Origin of the sequence: Streptomyces sp. NBC_00344 (assembly GCF_036088315.1) — a bacterium.
Classification (GTDB): Bacteria; Actinomycetota; Actinomycetes; order Streptomycetales; family Streptomycetaceae; genus Streptomyces.
On the sequence record NZ_CP107996.1, the window covers coordinates 4572829 to 4592568 of the forward strand.

The window sequence follows — 19740 nt, forward strand, 5'->3', positions numbered from 1 at the left end:
GGGTGTTGTGCACTCGTTATGCCTGTGTCCCACTCGCCCCGAGTGTCCCGCGTGTCCGAACGGCCCTGATCGGCCCCGATCGGCGCACAGAAGTGCCCATACGCTTCAAAAAGCCAACCAAATTGGGCATTCTGCACATGTGGTGACCTTGGATGTACGGCCTCAGCTGATTGACGCACTCTCCGCCCTGCGCGACCGTGTCGCCGCCGTGCGCCTTCCACTCCCGCTTCCCGGCGCACCGCGGGCACGAAGGACCCGGGCCGAACTGCTCGCCCAGCTCGACGACTATCTGGTGCCCCGGCTCAGATCTCCCGAGGCGCCGCTGCTCGCGGTGATCGGCGGATCGACCGGTGCCGGGAAGTCCACACTGGTCAACTCCCTTGTGGGCAGGCGGGTCAGCGAGTCGGGGGTGCTCCGGCCGACGACCCGGACTCCGGTGCTTGTCTGTCACCCCGACGACCATCACTGGTTCGCGGGACAGCGTGTACTGCCGCAGCTCACCCGGGTGTGGCTGCCGCAGCAGGACGACACAGGGGAGGACGACGGACCGCACGAGCCGCAGGAGGGCACCTGCAGCACCCTGCGGATCGAGGTGGTGGAGACGCTGCCGCGTGGGCTCGCACTGCTCGACGCGCCCGACATCGACTCGCTCGTCTCCGGCAACCGTGCGCTGGCCGCCGAACTGGTCTGCGCCGCGGATGTGTGGGTCCTGGTGACCACGGCCTCGCGGTACGCGGACGCGGTGCCCTGGCATCTGCTGCGTACCGCGAAGGAGTACAACGCGACGCTCGTCACCGTGCTCGACCGGGTGCCCCATCAGATCGTGGGCGAGGTGTCCCGGCAGTACGGAGCGTTGCTCACCCGGGCCGGGCTCGGCGACGCGCCGCGCTTCACCATCCCCGAACTCCCCGAGTCGGCGGGAGGCGGCAGCGGACTGTTGCCGACCACCGCCGTCGCGCCGCTGCTGGCCTGGCTCACCCACCGTGTGCAGGACCCCGCGGCCCGGCAGCAGTCGCTGGACCGCACGGCGAGCGGGGTGATCGATTCACTCGGCACCCGGATGCCTGAACTGGCCTCCGCCGTCGCCGTGCAGTACGCGGCCGCCGTACGGCTCACCGGTGCGGTCGAGAAGGCGTATGCCAAGGAAGGGGCGCGGGTCCGCGCACGGCTGCGCGCCGGTGCGGCGCTGGCCGGTGACGCGCGCACCAGATGGCGGGGCTATCCGCTGGTCAGTACCTCGGGCGAGCTGCTGGACGCGTTGGTGGAGAGCCTGGTGGTGCTGCTGGAGTGCGCGGTGGCCGCCGCGGACGAGCAGGTGCGTGAGCACTGGCACCACGAGCCGGCCGCCGGTGAACTGCGGATGGCGGCGGGGGAGACCGGGGAACAGGTCGGGTTCGCCGTGCGGCGCTGGAGACGGGTTCTCGAGGAACTGGCCGAGGAGGAGGTGCAGCACGCCGACCGGTCGCCCGCTCCGGATCCCGACGCGGTCACGGCGCTGCTCGCGGCCGCCCTGCTCGGCGGGCGGCGGGCGCGCCGCGCGGGGGAGCGCCTGGCCGAGCGGATCGGGGCGCAGGGGGCGCTGCGGCTCCGTGACAAGGGTGCGGGTCTGGTCGGCGACTGCATCGACCAGGTGCTCAACGCGGAGCGGGACCGCAGGCTCGCTCCGCTCGACACGCTCGAGCTGGGACCCGAGCCCCAGGCCGAACTGATCGCCGCGCTGTCCGTACTGCAGAAGGAGAAGTGCCCGCGATGACCAAGACCTCCGAGAGCTCCGAGACCTCCGGAACCTCCAGGACGATCGACGCCTCCGCAAGGCCGGCGGGTGCTGGTGCGGCGGGCGAGGCTGCCGATGCGGCCGGGACGGAACGTACCGCGGACGCGGTCACTGCCGCGGACCGGGGCGGTGACCGGCAGCCGGCAGCAGGGCCGGCGGCGGTTACCCGCGGCGCGCGCCACGCCGGCGGGGCGGCAGGGGCCACCGGGCCGGCGAGCGCAGCCGGGGCCGGTGAGGCCCGGGAGACAGCCGAGACCGACGGCGCAGCAGAGATCGTCGGGCCGAGAAGCTACGACTGGGACGACGGCTTCATCGCGAGACGTGCGGTCGCGCGGGACAGGACGCCCCTCGACGCCGGTGCCTACGGGCGGAATCCGCTGCACGAACCGTACGAGGACTTCCCACGCTCGGTGTCCTACGGCACCGAACTGCGTTCCCGTCTCGGCGCCCTGCGCGAGCTCGTGGGGCTTTCCCGTACCCGGCTCGCGGAGAGCACGCTCGCCGAGGCCGGACGGGTGCTCGACGAGGCATCGGCCAGACAGCGGCTCTCCTCGCAGCACACCGTGGTCGCCATCGCGGGTGCCAGCGGCAGCGGGAAGTCGACCCTCTTCAACGCCCTTGCCGGCGTGGCGATCTCCGAGACGGGTCTGCGCAGGCCCACCACATCCGCCCCCCTGGCCTGCAGCTGGACCGACGGCGCGGCCGGACTGCTCGACCGGCTCGCGATCCCCGGCCGGCTGCGCCGCAGGCCGTGGATGAGCGCGGGTCCCGGTGACGACCTGCACGGACTCGTCCTCATCGACCTGCCCGACCACGATTCAGCGATGACCTCCCACCGCGAACAGGTAGACCGCGCGATGGAGTTGGTCGACGCGGTGATCTGGGTCGTCGATCCGGAGAAGTACGCCGACGCCGCCCTGCACGACCGTTATCTGAAGCCCTTGGCCGGACATGCCGAGGTCACCTTCGTGGTGCTCAACCAGGTGGACCGGCTACCGGGGGACGCGGCCGACCAGGTGCTCGACGATCTGCGCAGACTGCTCGACGACGACGGCATGGCGCTCGGCGAGCACGGAGAACCCGGCGCCACCGTGATGGCGCTCTCGGCGCTCACCGGCGACGGTGTCGGCGAACTCCGCGAGCTGCTGGGACGGTTCGTACGGGAGCGGGGAGCCGCGGCCCGGCGGCTGTCGGCCGATGTCGATGCGGCGGCAGCCGAGCTCCGCGCGGTGTACGTGGCCGATGGGCACCCCGGCCTCGACGAGCTGTCCCGCCAGGAGTTCGGCGACCGGCTCGGTGACGCGATGGGCGCGGCGGCCCTCGGCGAGACCGCGGAACGCGAGTGGGGCCTGGACGCGATGAAGGCGTGCAGGACACCATGGCTGCGGCTCTGGCACTGGTACGGATCGACCCGCGCGCCCGGTGGCCCCGAGCGCCCGGCAGCGGTGAGCGAACCGGATCCCACGGAGACGGAGAACACCTCCCGGCAGCAGGTCGAGCAGGCCGTGCGCCGGGTGGCCGAAGAGGCGACGTGCGGGCTGCCCGCGCCCTGGGCCGTCGCCGTGCGGGAGGCGGCGTCGCGCGGCGCCGACGGACTGCCGGAGGCGCTGGACGAAGTGGCGGTCCAGGCCGTGGGCCGCAGGAGCGGCGACCGCTCATCGCGGCCCGCCTGGTGGCGGGCAGCGGTACTCACCCAGATCCTGGTCACGGTGCACCAGATTCTCGGTGTGCTCTGGCTGGTGGGTGATGCGACGGGCGCTCTCCATGCGGGTCATCTGATGCCGGTGGCCGTCATCCTGGGGGGAACCGCCGGCGGACCGCTGGTGGAGTGGCTCTGCGGGATGGCCGTACGCGGCCCGGCGCGCCGGTACGGGCAGGAGGCCGAGCGACGGCTGCGGGAGGCCGCCGGGGCGTGCGGGCGGGCCAGAGTCCTCGACCCGGTCGCCGGTGAACTGCTGCGCTACCGGGAGGTGCGCGAGCAGTACGTAACGGTCGACGGTTTGTCCACAACCGGCAAGTAATCCACAGGCCTGAGCAGGATCGCCCTCCGCGGGCAACCATGGACCGAACAGGGACCAAATGGCAGCGCGGGGAGGGGAAGTGGCCATGAACGACACCTTGGTGACACTGGTGGGCAATGTGGCGACGCAGCCGGAGTACCGGGATTCGGGGACCGGCGGTCTGGCCAGATTCAGGTTCGCGGTCACCGCGCGCCGCTGGGACCGGCGCAAGGGGATCTGGTCGGACGGGCCCACGAGTTTCTACACCGTCTGGGCATGGCGGGCCCTCGCCGCGAACCTGGCCGGATCGGTCTCCGTGGGTGAACCGCTCGTGGTGCACGGCAGGTTGCGGGTGCGCGAGGAACAGCGGGACGGACAGCGCAGATTCTCGGCGGACCTCGAAGCGGTGGCCGCGGGCCACGATCTGACGCGCGGGACATCGGCGTTCAAGCGAGTGGTGAAGGCGGACACCTCACTCACCGAACGTCCGAAGGACCCGGTGCCCTGAGCTGTGCGTATGGCCTTCTCCGGCGGAATGATCCGGATCGGGGCCAACTGCCCCTGAGAGTAGAGATTTGTCGATATGCCCAGGTGGGACGGGTGCGCGCGATAACGATTCTGATTCAGAATGGTTATCTGATGGCATGAGTGGGGACCGTGTTGCACCTGCGTCCCTAGGATTCCCGAATACTCACGGGGCATTTGAGTCCAGCGAGGAACCTCCCCACGCGCACCCGCGCCGCGCAACGCGCGAAAGGTCCTTGCCCGAAGGGAATTCTGTGTTTTCTGCGGTTTCTGGTTCTTCCATACGGCGTCGGGCCACCTCCCGTCTTGCCGCTGCGGCCGTGGTCGCAGGACTGGTTGCCGGCGGCACGACAGCCGTCGCCGGGCCTGCGTTCGCTGACGACGCTCCGACGAACTCCTCTGGCGTCACCGCCACTCTGGACAACCCCGGCGTTGTCGTCGGGGACCACGTCGACATCGGCGGCCAGGATGAGACGGCCGGTCTCTTCGAGCTGAAGGTCAATGGTGGCGGCACCATCAAGACCTACTGCATCGACCTGTACAACCACACCCAGGCCAACACGTCCTACGACGAGGTCACCTGGGCCCAGTCCTCGCTGGCGCACAACGACGACGCGGGCAAGATCCGCTGGATCCTGGAGCACTCCTACCCGCAGGTGACGCCCGCGGCCCTCGGTGAGCAGCTCCACGTCAACCTGACCGACGCGACGGCTGCCGCCGCGACGCAGGCCGCGATCTGGCACTTCTCGGACCACGTCGACGCGGTGCCGAAGAACGACGCGGGCCGCACCCTGACCGAGTACCTGGAGAAGACCGCGACCAACGTCGCCGAGCCGGCGGCGTCGCTCTCGCTCGGCCCCGCCGATGTCGCGGGCCACCCGGGTGAGTCGCTCGGTCCGGTGACCGTGAGCACCAACGCCGCCAAGGCGGAGGTCGCGCTGGCTCCCGACGCCCCGCAGGGCGTCACCGTCGTCGGCAAGGACGGCAAGCCCGTCACCAGCGCCGTCAACGGCACCCAGCTGTTCTTCAAGGTGCCCGCCGGCACGCAGCCCGGCTCGGCCAAGCTGACTGTCAGCGCGCAGACCACCGTGCCGATCGGCCGCGCCTTCGTCAGTGCCTCCAAGAGCCAGACCCAGATCCTCGCGGGCACCAGCACCGCTTCGGTCGGTGCGGTCGCCACGGCTAACTGGGCCAGCAAGGGCGCCATCCCGGCGCTCTCCGCCAAGAAGGACTGCGCCAAGGGCGGCGTCGACATCACCGCCAGCAACAAGGGCGACCAGCCGTTCACCTTCGAGCTGGGCGGCCAGAAGCACACCATCGAAGCCGGTAAGTCGCAGACGGTGACCGTCCCGGTCGCCGAGGACCAGGCCTACGACTTCACGATCAAGGGCCCGAACGGCTTCGAGAAGCGCTTCCAGGGCGTCCTCGACTGCAAGACGGCCGGCACCCCCGCTCCCAGCACCCCGTCGTCGGCTCAGCCCAGCCCGGCCTCGGCCGGCGGCAGCTCGTCGGGCAGCAACGGCGGCGACCTCGCCGAGACCGGTAGCTCCAGCTCCACGCCGATGATCGCCGGTATCGCGATCGCGCTCGTGGTCCTCGGTGGCGGCGCGGTCTTCATGCTCCGCAGGAAGACCGCTTCGGGTCAGTAAAAGATCCGCGGCAACCCCGCGGCAGCGCTGGACGAACGCGGAGAGGCTCCGACACGACGGTGTGTCGGGGCCTCTCCGCGTTTCCGTTCGGTGAGCGATGCGGGCCGGGAGTGCCCGTGCGGATGTCAGCCACTCCCGGACGCCCCGCCCCGGTTGCCCGGCGCGCTCCGGATCTCCTCCCCCCGGCTCGCCCTGCCGGAAGCGTTGACGCGCTCACGTCAGAGCCTTACTGTCCATGCTGTTCACATCCACACACTTTGTTCAAGGTGATGAACACAGTGGGGGCGGCGAATACCGCGCCCACCGGCCGAGACCACCGAGTCGACGGGAAGGCACCCCCCATGCGCATCCGTACGCTGCTCATCTCCCTGGTCACCGCGACCGCCGCCACGGGCGGCCTGGCGTTCGCGGGCCCCGCCTCGTCAGCCACACCGGGCTCCACTCACGTCCCCGCCGTGGGCAGAACCGGCGCGCCCGGCGCCCAGGCAGGCGCCAACAGCGGCGCTCGAGTCCTCGGGGACCCGACCGTCGCCCCCGGCGGCAACTTCGACCTGTCGGTGTGGCAGCTCCAGGAGCCGGTAGGCTCCGCCGGCTCCCCGACCACGATCCCGTCGTCCCGGCTCCAGGGGGCGAACGGCTTCCAGGACTCGTACTTCTACACGGACACCCGTGACGGCGCGATGACGTTCTGGGCGCCGGAGAAAGGCGTCACCACACCGAACTCCAACTACGCCCGCTCGGAACTGCGCGAGATGAACCGTGACGGGAGCGCGGCCAACTGGTCGCTCAGCGGCTCTCACCGGCTGAACGCGACGCTGCGCGTGGTGTCCGTGACGTCGAACGTCTGCGTCGGACAGATCCACCTCGGCACCGGCGGCTCGTCCACCAAACCGCTGATCGAGCTGTACTACCGGTCGAGCGGCGACATCGTCGCGGGGACCGAGAACTCACCGTCGGGCGGTCAGACCCTGCACACGGTGGGCAACGTCCCGGTCGGCAAGACGTGGAGCTACACCATCGCCGTCTCGGGCGGCCACACGATCGACCTGACGGTCAACGGCAGTACCACGCACTACGCCATCCCCTCGTCCTTCGACGGCTACAAGCAGTACTTCAAGGCCGGCTCGTACAACCAGTCGTCCTCCGACAGCACCACCAAGGGTGCCCGCGTCGGTTTCTACGGACTCACCGTCTCCCACAGCTGAGCGCACACCGGAAGTGCGGCGGCGCCGCATCGTCCCCGGAGCCGTTCCGAGGGCGGTGCGGCGCCCCCCCCGTGACCGGCACGGACAGGCAGTGGCAGCGACCGGAGAACTCACCATGGCGCAGTGCCCGGCCGCGGCTCGGGCACTGCGCGGTGAGGACGCACCCAGGTGTCAGGTAATACGCCATCTCGGGGTAAATACGCCTCAATCGTCACCTTCAGGGCTCCCTTGCCGTGCGGCAGGGGATATCTGGTCCCACCGGTGGAGACGCCGCCGGATGAGTCCATGGAGGCTGCTCATGCCCGAGGTTTCCGCTCCTTACAGGCCAGGCACCCCCTGCTGGGTCGACCTGATGGTCCCCGACCAGCAGGCGGCCCTCGACTTCTACCGTGACCTGTTCGGCTGGCAGGGCGAGGCCGGGCCCCCGGAGGCCGGCGGATACGCGGTCTGCTCGATGCGCGGCAAGCCGGTTGCGGGGATCATGACCGCGATGACGCCCGACGGGAAGATCCCCGACCCGCCCCTGCCGAGCGTATGGACCACCTATCTGGCGACCGACGACGTGGACGCCACCCAGTCGGCGGTCACCAAGAGCGGCGGCACGGTGACCATGCCTCCTGCGGACGTGCTCGCTCTCGGCCGGATGGCGGTCGTCGCCGATCCCTCGGGCGCGGTGTTCGGCCTGTGGCAGGCCCGGGACTTCCAGGGCGCGGCCGTCGTCAACGAGCCAGGCGCAGTCGTCTGGAACGAGCTGAACACCAGCGACCCGGACGCCGTGTCAGGCTTCTACTCCAAAGCGCTGGGCATCAAGGCGGCCCCGATGGAGGGCGCGAGCGGATACTTCGCGTTCGAAGCGGACGGGCGGGCGGTCGGCGGCATGCAGGGACTCGGCAACATCGAAGGGCTGCCGCCCGGCACGCCGTCGCACTGGCTGACGTACTTCGCGGTGGACGACACCGACAGCACCGTCGACGCCCTGATCCGCGCGGGCGGCTCGGTCCTCAAGCCACCGTTCGACATGATCGCCGGCCGCATGGCCGTGGTCCAGGACCCGCAGGGAAGCACGTTCGCCGTCATCAAGGCCTCCCCGCCCGCATCCGGATGACGCAGACACGCACCGGTTCCGTCCCCAGGGTGATCGGAGCGGCGGAGAGGAGGGCCCTTCGCCCTGTGTGGCCGGAACGCGCCTGTGTGCGCACATCGTGCGCGGGCCGGACGCCCGTCCCGAACCGGACCGCCCCTTCTCCTGGTCGTACGGCGGACAGCTCCCGGTAGCCAGGGCAGCCGCTGGTGTGACGGCCCGGGCGGCCGGGAGCGGCCTGCGTCGTATCCGCGACGGCGGCCACCTCCCGGGCCGCGCCCGGTCCGTCCCCGGACCCCCCCGGCCCGTCCCCGGGCCGCGCGGGACGCCCGGCCGTGACCGGCGGCGACAACCAGTGACAGATCGGCTACCGGCGGGACAGGAGAAAAGGCCAGGTCGCGGACGCTCGGCCATACGGGTTTCCATCGAGGGATGGACGTCAGGCAAGATGGGGTGTATCTGCCCACACATCTATTGCCGGACGGTTTCTCTTGGCTGAGTTCATCTACACCATGCGCAAGACGCGCAAGGCGCACGGCGACAAGGTGATTCTCGATGACGTCACCCTGAACTTCCTGCCCGGCGCGAAGATCGGTGTCGTGGGCCCCAACGGTGCTGGTAAGTCCACGGTGCTGAAGATCATGGCAGGGCTGGAGCAGCCCTCCAACGGCGAGGCGTACATCTCGCCCGGTTACAGCGTCGGCATCCTGATGCAGGAGCCGAAGCTCGACGAGTCGAAGACCGTTCTGCAGAACGTGCAGGACGGCGCCGCCGAACTCATGGGCAAGCTGCACCGCTTCAACGAGGTCGCCGAACTGATGGCGACCGACTACTCCGACGCGCTGATGGAGGAGATGGGCAAGCTCCAGGAGGACCTGGACCACTCCAACGCCTGGGACCTCGACGCTCAGCTCGAGCAGGCCATGGACGCCCTGGGCTGCCCGCCCGGCGACTGGCCCGTGGTGAACCTCTCCGGTGGCGAGAAGCGCCGCGTGGCGCTCTGCAAGCTGCTGATCGAGGCGCCCGACCTGCTGCTCCTCGACGAGCCCACCAACCACCTGGACGCCGAGTCGGTGAACTGGCTGGAGCAGCACCTCTCGAAGTACCCCGGTGCGGTTGTCGCCGTCACCCACGACCGGTACTTCCTGAACAACGTCGCCGAGTGGATCCTCGAGCTCGACCGCGGCCGCGCTCTCCCCTACGAGGGCAACTACTCCACCTACCTCGACAAGAAGTCCGCCCGCCTCAAGGTCGAGGGCCGCAAGGACGAGAAGCGCGCCAAGCGGCTCAAGGAAGAGCTCGAGTGGGTCCGCTCCAACGCCAAGGGCCGTCAGACCAAGTCCAAGGCGCGCCTCGCCCGTTACGAGGAGATGGCCGCCGAGGCGGACAAGATGCGGAAGCTGGACTTCGAAGAGATCCAGATCCCGCCGGGCCCGCGGCTCGGATCGATCGTGGTCGAGGTCGAGAAGCTCTCGAAGGCGTTCGGCGACAAGGTCCTCATCGACGACCTGTCCTTCACGCTGCCGCGCAACGGCATCGTCGGCGTCATCGGCCCGAACGGTGCGGGCAAGACCACGCTGTTCAAGATGATCCAGGGCCTCGAGACGCCGGACAACGGCTCCATCAAGGTCGGCGACACGGTCAAGATCTCCTACGTCGACCAGAGCCGCGCCAACATCGACCCGAAGAAGACCCTCTGGGCGGTCGTCTCGGACGAGCTGGACTACATCAACGTCGGCCAGGTCGAGATGCCCTCGCGGGCGTACGTCTCCGCGTTCGGCTTCAAGGGCCCGGACCAGCAGAAGCCGGCCGGCGTGCTCTCCGGTGGTGAGCGCAACCGCCTCAACCTGGCACTGACGCTCAAGGAGGGCGGCAACCTGCTGCTCCTCGACGAGCCGACGAACGACCTCGACGTGGAGACGCTGTCCTCGCTGGAGAACGCGCTGCTCGAATTCCCGGGTGCGGCCGTGGTCATCTCCCACGACCGCTGGTTCCTCGACCGGGTCGCCACGCACATCCTGGCGTACGAGGGCGAGTCCAAGTGGTACTGGTTCGAGGGCAACTTCGAGTCGTACGAGAAGAACAAGGTCGAACGTCTCGGTGCGGACGCGGTGCGCCCGCACCGCGCCACATACAAGAAGCTGACGCGAGGCTGAGCGTGCGCCACATTTACGCCTGCCCCCTGCGCTGGTCGGACATGGATGCCTTCGGGCACGTCAACAACGTGGTCTTCCTGCGGTATCTGGAAGAGGCACGGATCGACTTCATGTTCCGTCTCGCGCCGGGGGACGGCTCGCCGTCGTTCTCCGGCGGGTCCGTGGTGGCCCGGCACGAGATCGACTACGTGCGCCCACTCGTCCACCGGCACGAACCGGTGACCGTGGAGTCCTGGGTGACGAAGATCAGCGCGGCGTCCCTGACCATCGCGTACGAGGTCAAGGACGACGACCAGGTCTATGTCCGGGCGTCGACCATCGTCGTCCCCTACGACCTCGAGGCGCAGCGGCCCCGGCGGATCACCGCCGATGAGAAGTCCTATCTCCAGGAGTATCTGGACACGCCGGGAGTGCTCGTCGCATGACGGCCGCCCTGGCGTTCGCCGACGCGGGGGAGGCGGCGGATCTCGCCGCCTTCCTCGCCCGGCTGATCCACTACGACCGGGCGGCCGCGGTACGGCTGCAGGCAGGCCCGGTCGCAGGCAGCGGCAGTGAACAGAGCCTGGCGGTCTTCGGCAGGCCGCCCTCGTTCGAGGTGCTGGCCATCCGAACGGCCCGTGTCGACAGCGCGGCCGGTCTCGATGTCACCGTTTCCGCGGGTGAACTCCTCGAGGGGCTCGACATCACGGCCGGCACGGCCACCGTCCCCGCAGCGGTCACCGGCCCGCCCTGGGCCGGCCTGCTGCCGCCCCGCGGTGGCTGGCGCCAGCTTCCCGGACTGCCCTCGCCCGATGCCGTGCGGTCCGCCGTCGCCGCTGTCGTCACCGAATTCCGCACCCGCACCGAGAAGTTGCCGGCCGAGCTGCGCACCCGCGCGGAACTCGACCGGATCGGGCGCGAGATCTGGTCCCGGCCGCTGGGCGACACCGACCTCCCGGTACGCGCCGCGCACGCCGCCCAGTCGCTGGGCTTTCTGCGTCCCGTGCGGGTCGCGGTGCCGGACCTCGGTACGGCTGCCCGCCACATGGATCAGCCGGCGCTGCTCGCCGCGGGTTCCTGGCTGCGGCTGCGTACTCCCTACGGCTCGGTCGCGGTGCGCAGGGCCTCGGATCCGAACGGCCTCGGCGGGCTGAGCGTCACCCCCGCATAGGGCGCCTCCGTGAAGTCCCGCCCGGTCAGCCGAGCGGTGTTCCGCAGGAGCCTGCCGCGCGGCGGGAGAGTGCGGCCACGCGGCAGCCGAACCGCTCAGCCCTCGGTGTTCACCATCGACGCGGCGGCATAGGTGAGGTACTTCCAGAGCTCCCGCTCGTGTTCTTCGGCCAGGCCGAGTTCGTCGAGGGCCGCCCTCATGTGCTTCAGCCATGCGTCATGGGCCGCCCGGTCCACCTGGAAGGGCGAGTGGCGCATCCGGAGTCGCGGATGGCCGCGGTTGTCGCTGTAGGTACGGGGGCCGCCCCAGTACTGGATGAGGAACAGGGTGAGCCGTTCCTCGGCAGGGCCCAGATCCTCCTCCGGGTACATCGGCCGCAGCAGCGGGTCCTCCGCGACACCCTGGTAGAAGTGGTGCACCAAGCGCCGGAAGGTCTCCTCGCCGCCGACCTGCTCGTAGAAGGTCTGCTCCTGAAGCGTGCCGTGCGGGATCTCTGTCACATGTCCATGGTCTCAGACGGCGCGGCGGAGGACGGAGGGCCCAGGACCGCTCGCCTCGCGGACAGGCACCGCGCACAGTGGAGGTATGGGCGCAGACCAGGAATTGCGGGCATCACTGGTGCGGGAGATCGCGGAGAGCGGCGCACTGGCGGATCCGGCCTGGCGAGTGGCGTTCGCCGAGGTGCCGCGGCACCTCTTCGTGCCGTATTTCTTCGTGGGCGGACTGACGGGACGCGAGCGGCTGTGGTGCGACGATCCCGATCCGGCCCGGCGCAGGCGCTGGCTGGAGGGGGCGTACGCGGATGAGGCGCTGGCCACCCGGATCCGGGACGGGGAACTGGTCTCGTCCAGCAGCCAGCCCTCCCTGATGGCGCGGATGCTGGAGGCGCTGGAACTGCGGGACGGGGACGCGGTACTGGAGATCGGTGCGGGCAGCGGTTACAACGCGGCTCTGCTGGCCCATCGGCTCGGGGATTCCCTGGTCACCACGATCGATCTCGATCCCGAGATCACCGAGTCCGCCCGCGGCCATCTGCAGGCCGCCGGATACGCACCGGCCGTGCTCACCGGGGACGGAGCGCGGGGGTGCCCCGGCCGTGGCCCCTTCGACGGGATCATCGCGACGTGCGCGCTGCCCTCCGTGCCGCGGACCTGGCTCGCGCAGTGCCGGCCGGGGGCGAGGATCCTGGCTCCGCTGTCGACCGGGCTGATCCTGCTCCGGGTGCGGGACGCGGGGCACGCCCAGGGGCGGTTTCTGCCGACGTCCGCCTACTTCGTACCCCTGCGGGGCTCGGGGGCGGAGAGCCGGCTGCTCGGCGAGGGGCTGCCGCGCAGCGCGCTGGGCAACGAACTCTTCCGGTTCTTGTTCACCCTGACCGCGGGCAGCATGGACCCGAGGGAAACACTCTCCCTCTGGGAGCGCGAGGAGCGCCCGCAGAGGGAGAGATACGGCCTGACCCTGTCCGAAGGCCGCGAGTGGGCCTGGCTGGACGACCCCGAAGGGCCGTACACCTGGCCGCTCGGACCCCCGGTGGAGGCGTCCGGCGTCAGCTCTTAGGGCCTTTCGTCCGGATCAGCCCCGGCGGATCGTGATGGTCGTCCAGGCGCCGACATGGACCCGGTCGCCCTCTTCGAGCTGGACCGGTACATAGGGCTGGATCGGGTCCTCGGCGCCGTTGACGGTGGTGCCGTTGGTCGAGTTCTGGTCGACCACGGCCCAGGAGCCGTCAGGCTGCTGGACCAGGACCGCATGCTGGTGCGAGACCCCCGGGTCCTCGGGCGGCACCGAAAGGTCGATGTCGGGGGACTCGCCCGTGGAGTGCCGGCGCCGGCCGATGGTGATCTGGCCGCCGGTGAGCGGAAGCTGCTGCTCCGGTGAGTACGCGGGCAGATTGAGGCCGGTGGCCTCGGGACCGCTCCGCTGCATCATCGCCATGAAGTACTCACGGTCGGGACCCACGGTGAGCGACCAGTCACCCGCACCCTGGGGCTGCTGCGGAACCTGGGGCTGCTGCTGCTGCTGCGGAGGCTGGAAATGCTGCGGCTGCTGGTGCTGCGCCTGCTGGACCTGCGGAGGCGGCTGCTGTCCCTGCTGCTCTGCCCGTGAAGGGGGCGGCAGCAGCCAGTCGTCGGCACTCGGTTGATGAGGCTGCTGAGGGGCCTGCGGCGCCCGCGGCGGCTGGGCGAACGAGGGCGGCGGCGGAGGCCCGGACTGCTGCTGGGCGAAGGAAGGCGGCGGCTGAGGCCCGGACTGCTGCTGGTAGGGCGACGGCGGCGGGCCCTGCTGCATCGAGGGATCGCCCGTCAGCGGCTCGGCGGGACGGTTCATCTGCGAGGGCCGCGAACTCTGGTAGTCGAACGCGTCCGGCGGCCGGGGCGGCTGCTGGGACTGGAAGCCCTGCGGCAGGTTCGGGGCCACCGGCGTGTAGGACGTCGCGGTGTTGGTGAGGAAGTTCCAGCGGCATTCCTCGCAGAACGGCGCTCCGGTCTCACGCGGCGTACGGCACTGCGGGCAGAGTTCCGCCTGGGCGGTGGGCTGCTGCGGGTAGCCGTAACCGGCGGCGGGGTGCCGGCTCTGCTGGGGCTGCTGCGGCGCTCCTCCGCCGGCGTACGGCGGCGGAGGTGGGGGAGGCGGCGGCACGGCGCCCATGCGATGGCCGCAGACCTCGCACCAGTCGTCGGAACCCGACTGGTGTCCGTTCGGGCAGGTCGGCATGGAGTCGCTTCCCCCTCTCCTCATCCGGCCCGGAGGCCGCAAACAATTGCTTCTGCTGCTTTTGTTACTTCTTGACGCGAACTGTCTTCGTGGAGCGCGTTTCGAGGGTCATCTCGTCCGCCTCCGCGACTTTTGCCTTCAGTCGCACAGTACCTGCCACCTCGTCGACCACATCCACCACCTTCGCAAGCAGTTTCGCAGTGTCCTCGTTCCCGGAGGCTGCCGCCAGCTGTACCGCACGGCCGAGCTTTGCTGTCGCGCCGTCCAGATTGCCCGACTTGCGGGCATCGAGACCCTGTTGGATTGCTTGTGCCAGTTCGGCCTGTCCGCTGTAGTGCGCCACCTGCGGATTGATGGAGGTGGACGCCACCATGTCGTCCGTCCACACCGCACGCACCAGACCCTGGGACAGCGTCTGCGGTGTCCCGCCGGACGGATCGGGCAGCACCAGGGAGACCCGCGCTGCGAGCATCTCCTGGCCGATACCGGCCTCGGGAACCCGGACGCAGACGTGGTAGTCACGGGACTCGTCGCCCCATGAGCCGGTCGGACAGTCACCGGCCCGGGGGCCGGCCTCAGTGCGCCGGTCCGTCAACTGCTCGACCCTGGGCGCCACTTGTTTGACGAAGCCGATCTCCACGCCGACAGGCGTCCACAACCGCAGCGATACGTCCGCGACCTCCTTGCCCATCGCGTTCTCCATCATGTGGGTGAAGTCCGCGGCAAGACCTGCCGGATCGGCCACGATGTCCGCCGTGCCCAGCAGCGCGGATGCGATGCCGGTCACCTCCTTGACCTCCCAGTCCGTGCCGACACCGCGGGCGTCGCAGGTGAAGCGGCCGGCGCAGGCGTCGAGGGCGGCCCGCAGATCCTCGGGCGTCTCATGCTCGTTGCGGCCGTCGGTGAGCAGGATGCCGTGGCGTATCACGGAGCCGTTCAACGCGGCGTCGGCCGAGTTCAGCAGCCGGTCCGCGAGGCGCAGCCAGGTGCCGATCGCCGTGCCGCCGCCCGCGCTCAGCCTCCGCAGCGCCTCCTTGGCCTGGGCGCGTGTCCCCGGATCGGCCACGGCCAGCGCGCCGTTGCCCGGATAGATGTCCTTGGCCACATGAGTGCCCGCGACCACCGAGAAGGCGGTGCCGTCCCGCAGGGTGTCGATGGCCGCGGCTGTCGCGTCGCGCGCGTTGCGCATCTTGGTCGGCGGATAGTCCATCGACCCCGAACAGTCCACCATGATCACTACGGCGGCGCCCGAACCCTGGCCGGACCCGGGAGAGCCCGGTGCGGTCGGCCCCGCGAGGGTGCCCCCGGTCGAGGTGACCGTGACGATGGCGTTCACCTCGCGCCCGCCTTCCGGCAGGAACTCGTTCTGATAGACGTCGACGGAGAACTGCGGCACGTTCGACTTGGAGAAGTTGGCCATCGGAGCGGCTCCTTGAGGGCACGCAGCTGTCGCAGCACATGAACGGATACGGATATAGCGGGCTTCACGCCGTCTTGTAGGCGGATCCTGCCCCTGGTTGCGCCATGAGGAACGGCAGCACGGCCACTGTTACGTTGTCGTGGCCCCCGCCGTCGAGCGCATGACCGACGAGTACCTGCGCGCAGTGCAGCGGCCGCGTCCCGGCATCGGCGGTGACCACCTGGGCCATCTCCTGCGCCGACTCGGCGTAGTTCCAGAGCCCGTCCGAGCAGACCACCACCACTCCCGGACGGTCGGGCTTGAAGGAGGCGGTGTGCGGCTCCAGTTCGTAGGCGTCGGCGCCGAGCCAGCCGGTGATGGCGTGCGCTCGCTCGTCCGCGTACGCCTGCGCCTCGCTCATCAGTCCGGTCGCGACCATCTGCGCGGCCCAGGAGTCGTCCTCGGTGAGCCGGGACGGATGAGCGCTGCGGTCGTCGGGCACCCAGTAGACGCGGCTGTCGCCGACCCAGCCGACGACCAGCAGCCCGTCTGCCACGATGGACGCGACCAGGGTGCAGGCCGGGGCGTTCTGATGGCGGGGCGCGTCGTGCTCCATCGCCTGGGACGGTTCCTCCGCCAGCGCGTTGACCGCCTCCGACGCGGAGACGATGGCGTCGTGCAGCGCCTGCTGCGGGTGGGCCCCCTGCGGCAGTGAGAGCCGCAGCGCCTCCTGCGCCGCTGCTGCTGCCGCCGCCGACGCCTCGTCGGGCCGGGTGGCGGATGACACACCGTCACAGACCACGGCCACGGCGGCGGGTGAACCATCCGGCAGGGCGACGGCACAGACCGCGAAGGAGTCCTCGTTGCGGTGATGGCGCAGTCCGCGGTCACTGACCGCGGCCACCGCGGGGAGTTCAGCCTCCATGTGGTCGCGTTCGCGCGGCTGGGCATGTCCGCAGTTCTCGCAGTAACCGTCGCCGTCGATGCTGCCGGTACGGCAGGCCACGCAGACCTTCGCCGCCTCGGAGGGAGTGGGCGCCGCACCGACGGAGGCCCGTGGGTCGGGCGCCGGCAGCGGATAGTCCCCGGGCGTGGGAGCGTCGTCGAACCGTACGGGCGACGGCAGCTCGCCGCCCCCTGATTCGAGGCCCGGAACATCGGCGGCCGTCTGGACGGGCACCGGACTGCCGGAGCCCTCCCGTACCTGCGCGTCCGGCCAGGCGACTTCGCCCCCGGCCGCGCCGTGGGTGCCGGGGCCGGGCACAGCCGTGCCGCCGGGCGTCCCGCCGACGGGATCGGTCCCGCCGACGGGGGCGGGGCGGTCGTCCGGTGGCTCGGGCACGGCCGACAGGTCGTAGCCGCAGGCGCCGCAGAACAAGTCGCCGGCCTCCAGCGGCTCCTCGCAGCTGGGGCAGGCCGCCAACTGGTTCATCTGGGACATCAACTCACACCCACGTCCGGGGGCGGAAACGGTTGGCCCGCTCCACCAGGTCGATCCTCTCCTCGCCACGCTGGGCGAGCCGGGCGAGTACCCGGTACGAGCGTTCAAGACCGAAGCGCAGGCCTCGCTCGTCGAGTGGGCTGCCGAGCAGGGTGGTGGTCCCCGCCACTTGGCCGCCCCGGCCCCCGGAGAGTACCCAGTCGAGGGCCGTACCCAGCACTTCGGTGGTCAGCTGTTCGCGGCGTACGGCGTCGAGTCCGAACTGCTGGAGAGCCGCCACCTGGTCCGCGGCCGCCCGCAGGTCGTCCAGCAGCGGGTCGGTCGCCGCCCGCCGGCGCAGCCGCGCCCGTACGGCGGCGACGCGGGCCGCCGTGAAGTGGATCGAGGATTCGGCAACGGACTCCAGTGTCCGTACGGCGCCGCCGCGTTCACCCATGGCGAGCTGGACCCTGGCCAGGCTGAAGGCCGCGCTGACGAAACCCGGATCGGTCGACCACACCAGGCGGTAGTACTCGGCGGCGTTGTCCAGCTGGCCGAGGACCTCGGCGCAGACACCGAGCGCCAGCTTCGGGGACGGCTCACCGGGGAACGCGTCGTAGATCGCGTCGAAGGAGACCGCCGCCGTCCCGTGGTCGCCGGTCACCAGCGAGGCAAGACCCCGGTACCAGACGACCCGCCAGTCCTCGGGGTGGTGCGCCTCCAGCGTCTCGATCAGACCGATCGCCGAGTAGGTGTCCTGGTTGTCCAGAAGGGCGCGCACCCGGCGCAGATCGCGTTCCAGCGAATCGCCCGGTGCGGCATCGAGGGCGGCGATCAGCTCGGCGGGGGCGGAGGCCATCAGACCCGCCAGGAAACCGGCGTTGGGGTCGTTCGGGTCGACCCGCGGCAATGGCAGGGCCAGCGCGGTGGCCCTGGCATCGAGACCGGCGATGAACGCCTGGGGCGGGACTGCCGGTACGGCGGGCCGCGGTGGCCGCTGGGCGGGGATCGGCGCCTGGGCGGGAGACCGGGCGAAGACCACGCCGACCGGCGCGGCCCCCGCGGCGGCCAGGGCGCCCGGGTGGCCGCTGGAGGTGGCCGCCCCGCCGTGGACTGCCGCGCCGCGCCGGGCGTCCCGCTTGGCGGTGCGCCGCCCGGCCGGCCCGGTGCGTGCCCCGAGCACGGACACGTCCCCGGTCAGCTCGGCGAACAAGGTGGTGTCGGTGACCCTCACCTCCGGTCCGAACAGCGTCGAGAGCGCGGGCCTCGGACGGCCGGTCTGGACCGCTACGACCTCGCGCAGTACCCCCGTCAGCTGCTCGGCCATCTCGGCGGCGGAGGAGAACCTGCGCGCCGGATCCGGATCGGTCGCCCGGACCAGCAGCCGGTAGAAGGACTCGTAGGTGCGGAAGACCTCGATGTTGTCCGGGTCGGGAAGGCTGTCCACGAAGACATTCGTGTAGCCCTGGAAGTCGAAGGTCAGCACCGCGAGCGTGCGCGCCACCGTGTACAGATCGGACGCGATCGACGGCCCGGCATCGGCGACCTCGGGCGCCTGGTAGCCGACCGTGCCGTAGATGGCCGACTCGTTGTCGTCCATCCTGCGCACCGCGCCCATGTCGATGAGCTTCAGCTGGTCCTGCTGCTGGATCGCGTTGTCCACCTTGAAGTCGCAGTACAGCACATTGCGGCTGTGCAGATGGCCGAGCGCCTCCAGGGCCTCGATGCCGTACGCACACGCCTGCTCCACCGGCAGCGGGTCCCGCTTGCCGGTGCTGCTGCGCCGCTCGTTGGCGATCTCCTTGAGCGACTTGCCGCCGACGTACTCCATGACGATGTAACCGTCCATGGAGCCGGTGCGCTGATCGAGATGCTCGACGAAGTTGTAGATCCGCACGATGTTGGAGTGCTCGATCTCGGCGAGGAAGCGCCGCTCCGAGATCGCGGCGGCCATGGCGTCCTGGTCTCCCGTGTCCAGCAGGCCCTTGAGCACCACCCAGCGGTCGGACACCGCGCGGTCGACGGCGAGATAGACCCAGCCGAGACCGCCGTGTGCCAGGCAGCCCATCACTTCGTACTGCCCGTGCACGATGTCACCGGTGACCAGCTTCGGCACGAAGGAGTACGGATGCCCGCACTTGGTGCAGAACCCCTCGGTCCTGCCCGGCCTGTCACCCCGTGAACGCCCGACCTGCGCACCGCAGTCGGATCGTGAGCAGAAACGCTTCCGCTCGGGGACCTCGGGATGCTCCATCACCGCGGACCGCGGATCGGGACGCGGCACGTCCGGAACGGAGACAAGACCGGCACCGAGCCGGCTGCGCGCCGACGAACTCGCCGACGCCCCGGAGCTGCGCACCGATACCGAACGGGCCGATGTCCGTCCCGACACCGAACGCGAGAGCCGCCCGGAGACAGACCTGCGCGAGGTGGAGGAGCGGGACGACGAACGCGCGGACGCGCGTGACGACGAGCCGCTCCGCGCCGACGAACTGTCGCTGCCGCGTCCGGCCCGGGTGACGCCGGTCGGCGGTGAGCTCACCCTGCCGGTGGGCGAGACGACCGGGGCGAGCCCGCAGACGCCGCAGTACAGCTCGCCGCCGCCCATGTCCTCGTAGCTGCCCTCACAACCGGGCCGCTGGCACTTCCGCTGGTCGCTCATACCG

General features: G+C 70.4%; 15 protein-coding genes. 10 read left to right on the top strand and 5 right to left on the bottom strand.

What is annotated here, in order from left to right; translation table 11 throughout:
- Positions 1-148 precede the first annotated feature (148 nt).
- The 9 genes from OHS16_RS20640 (at position 149) to OHS16_RS20680 (ending at position 11540) form a co-directional block, all read left to right on the top strand.
- Positions 149-1753, top strand: a complete 1605-nt coding sequence (locus OHS16_RS20640) for a dynamin family protein (RefSeq protein WP_328540924.1) — start codon at positions 149-151, stop codon at positions 1751-1753.
- A complete protein-coding gene (locus OHS16_RS20645; RefSeq protein WP_328538700.1) occupies positions 1750-3795 on the top strand; it encodes a GTPase in 2046 nt (681 codons plus the stop codon). Before OHS16_RS20640 ends, OHS16_RS20645 begins: the two co-directional genes overlap by 4 nt.
- Positions 3796-3880: 85 nt before the next feature.
- Positions 3881-4282: a single-stranded DNA-binding protein gene (locus OHS16_RS20650; RefSeq protein ID WP_328538701.1), complete on the top strand. Its 402-nt coding sequence runs from the start codon at positions 3881-3883 to the stop codon at positions 4280-4282.
- A 337-nt stretch (positions 4283-4619) separates the two neighbouring features.
- Positions 4620-5948 carry an LAETG motif-containing sortase-dependent surface protein gene (locus tag OHS16_RS20655; RefSeq protein ID WP_328538702.1) on the top strand — a complete coding sequence of 443 codons (1329 nt, stop codon included), beginning with the start codon at positions 4620-4622 and terminating at the stop codon, positions 5946-5948.
- Positions 5949-6289: 341 nt separating this feature from the next.
- Entirely contained in the window at positions 6290-7153 is an 864-nt protein-coding gene (locus tag OHS16_RS20660) for a polysaccharide lyase family 7 protein (protein ID WP_328538703.1), read from the top strand.
- Between the two features lie 298 nt (positions 7154-7451).
- Positions 7452-8258: a VOC family protein gene (locus tag OHS16_RS20665; protein ID WP_328538704.1), complete on the top strand. Its 807-nt coding sequence runs from the start codon at positions 7452-7454 to the stop codon at positions 8256-8258.
- A 467-nt stretch (positions 8259-8725) separates the two neighbouring features.
- Positions 8726-10390 carry an energy-dependent translational throttle protein EttA gene (gene ettA, locus OHS16_RS20670; RefSeq protein ID WP_328538705.1) on the top strand — a complete coding sequence of 555 codons (1665 nt, stop codon included), beginning with the start codon at positions 8726-8728 and terminating at the stop codon, positions 10388-10390.
- 2 nt (positions 10391-10392) lie between these two features.
- Complete coding sequence (locus OHS16_RS20675) at positions 10393-10815, top strand: acyl-CoA thioesterase (protein WP_328538706.1); 423 nt, start codon at positions 10393-10395, stop codon at positions 10813-10815.
- Positions 10812-11540: a hypothetical protein gene (locus tag OHS16_RS20680; protein WP_328538707.1), complete on the top strand. Its 729-nt coding sequence runs from the start codon at positions 10812-10814 to the stop codon at positions 11538-11540. The genes OHS16_RS20675 and OHS16_RS20680 overlap by 4 nt, the downstream gene beginning before the upstream one ends.
- 95 nt (positions 11541-11635) lie before the next feature.
- On the opposite strand, the gene OHS16_RS20685 is transcribed toward OHS16_RS20680, so the two are convergent.
- Positions 11636-12040: a globin gene (locus tag OHS16_RS20685; RefSeq protein ID WP_328538708.1), complete on the bottom strand. Its 405-nt coding sequence runs from the start codon at positions 12038-12040 to the stop codon at positions 11636-11638.
- A gap of 85 nt (positions 12041-12125) precedes the next feature.
- Between OHS16_RS20685 and OHS16_RS20690 the strand changes: the two genes are divergently transcribed.
- Complete coding sequence (locus tag OHS16_RS20690; protein ID WP_328538709.1) at positions 12126-13097, top strand: methyltransferase domain-containing protein; 972 nt, start codon at positions 12126-12128, stop codon at positions 13095-13097.
- 15 nt (positions 13098-13112) lie between these two features.
- Here OHS16_RS20690 and OHS16_RS20695 read toward each other — a convergent pair whose 3' ends face one another.
- From OHS16_RS20695 to OHS16_RS20710, 4 genes are all read right to left on the bottom strand, one after another.
- Positions 13113-14255, bottom strand: coding sequence for an FHA domain-containing protein (locus OHS16_RS20695; RefSeq protein WP_328538710.1), 1143 nt, complete (start codon positions 14253-14255; stop codon positions 13113-13115).
- A 64-nt stretch (positions 14256-14319) separates the two neighbouring features.
- Entirely contained in the window at positions 14320-15675 is a 1356-nt protein-coding gene (locus tag OHS16_RS20700) for a vWA domain-containing protein (RefSeq protein WP_328538711.1), read from the bottom strand.
- A gap of 64 nt (positions 15676-15739) precedes the next feature.
- The gene (locus tag OHS16_RS20705) at positions 15740-17095 is read right to left on the bottom strand and encodes a PP2C family serine/threonine-protein phosphatase (protein WP_328538712.1); all 1356 of its coding nucleotides are present in this window, start codon (positions 17093-17095) and stop codon (positions 15740-15742) included.
- Between the two features lie 4 nt (positions 17096-17099).
- Positions 17100-19736, bottom strand: a complete 2637-nt coding sequence (locus OHS16_RS20710; protein WP_328538713.1) for a serine/threonine-protein kinase — start codon at positions 19734-19736, stop codon at positions 17100-17102.
- Positions 19737-19740: the final 4 nt, after the last annotated feature.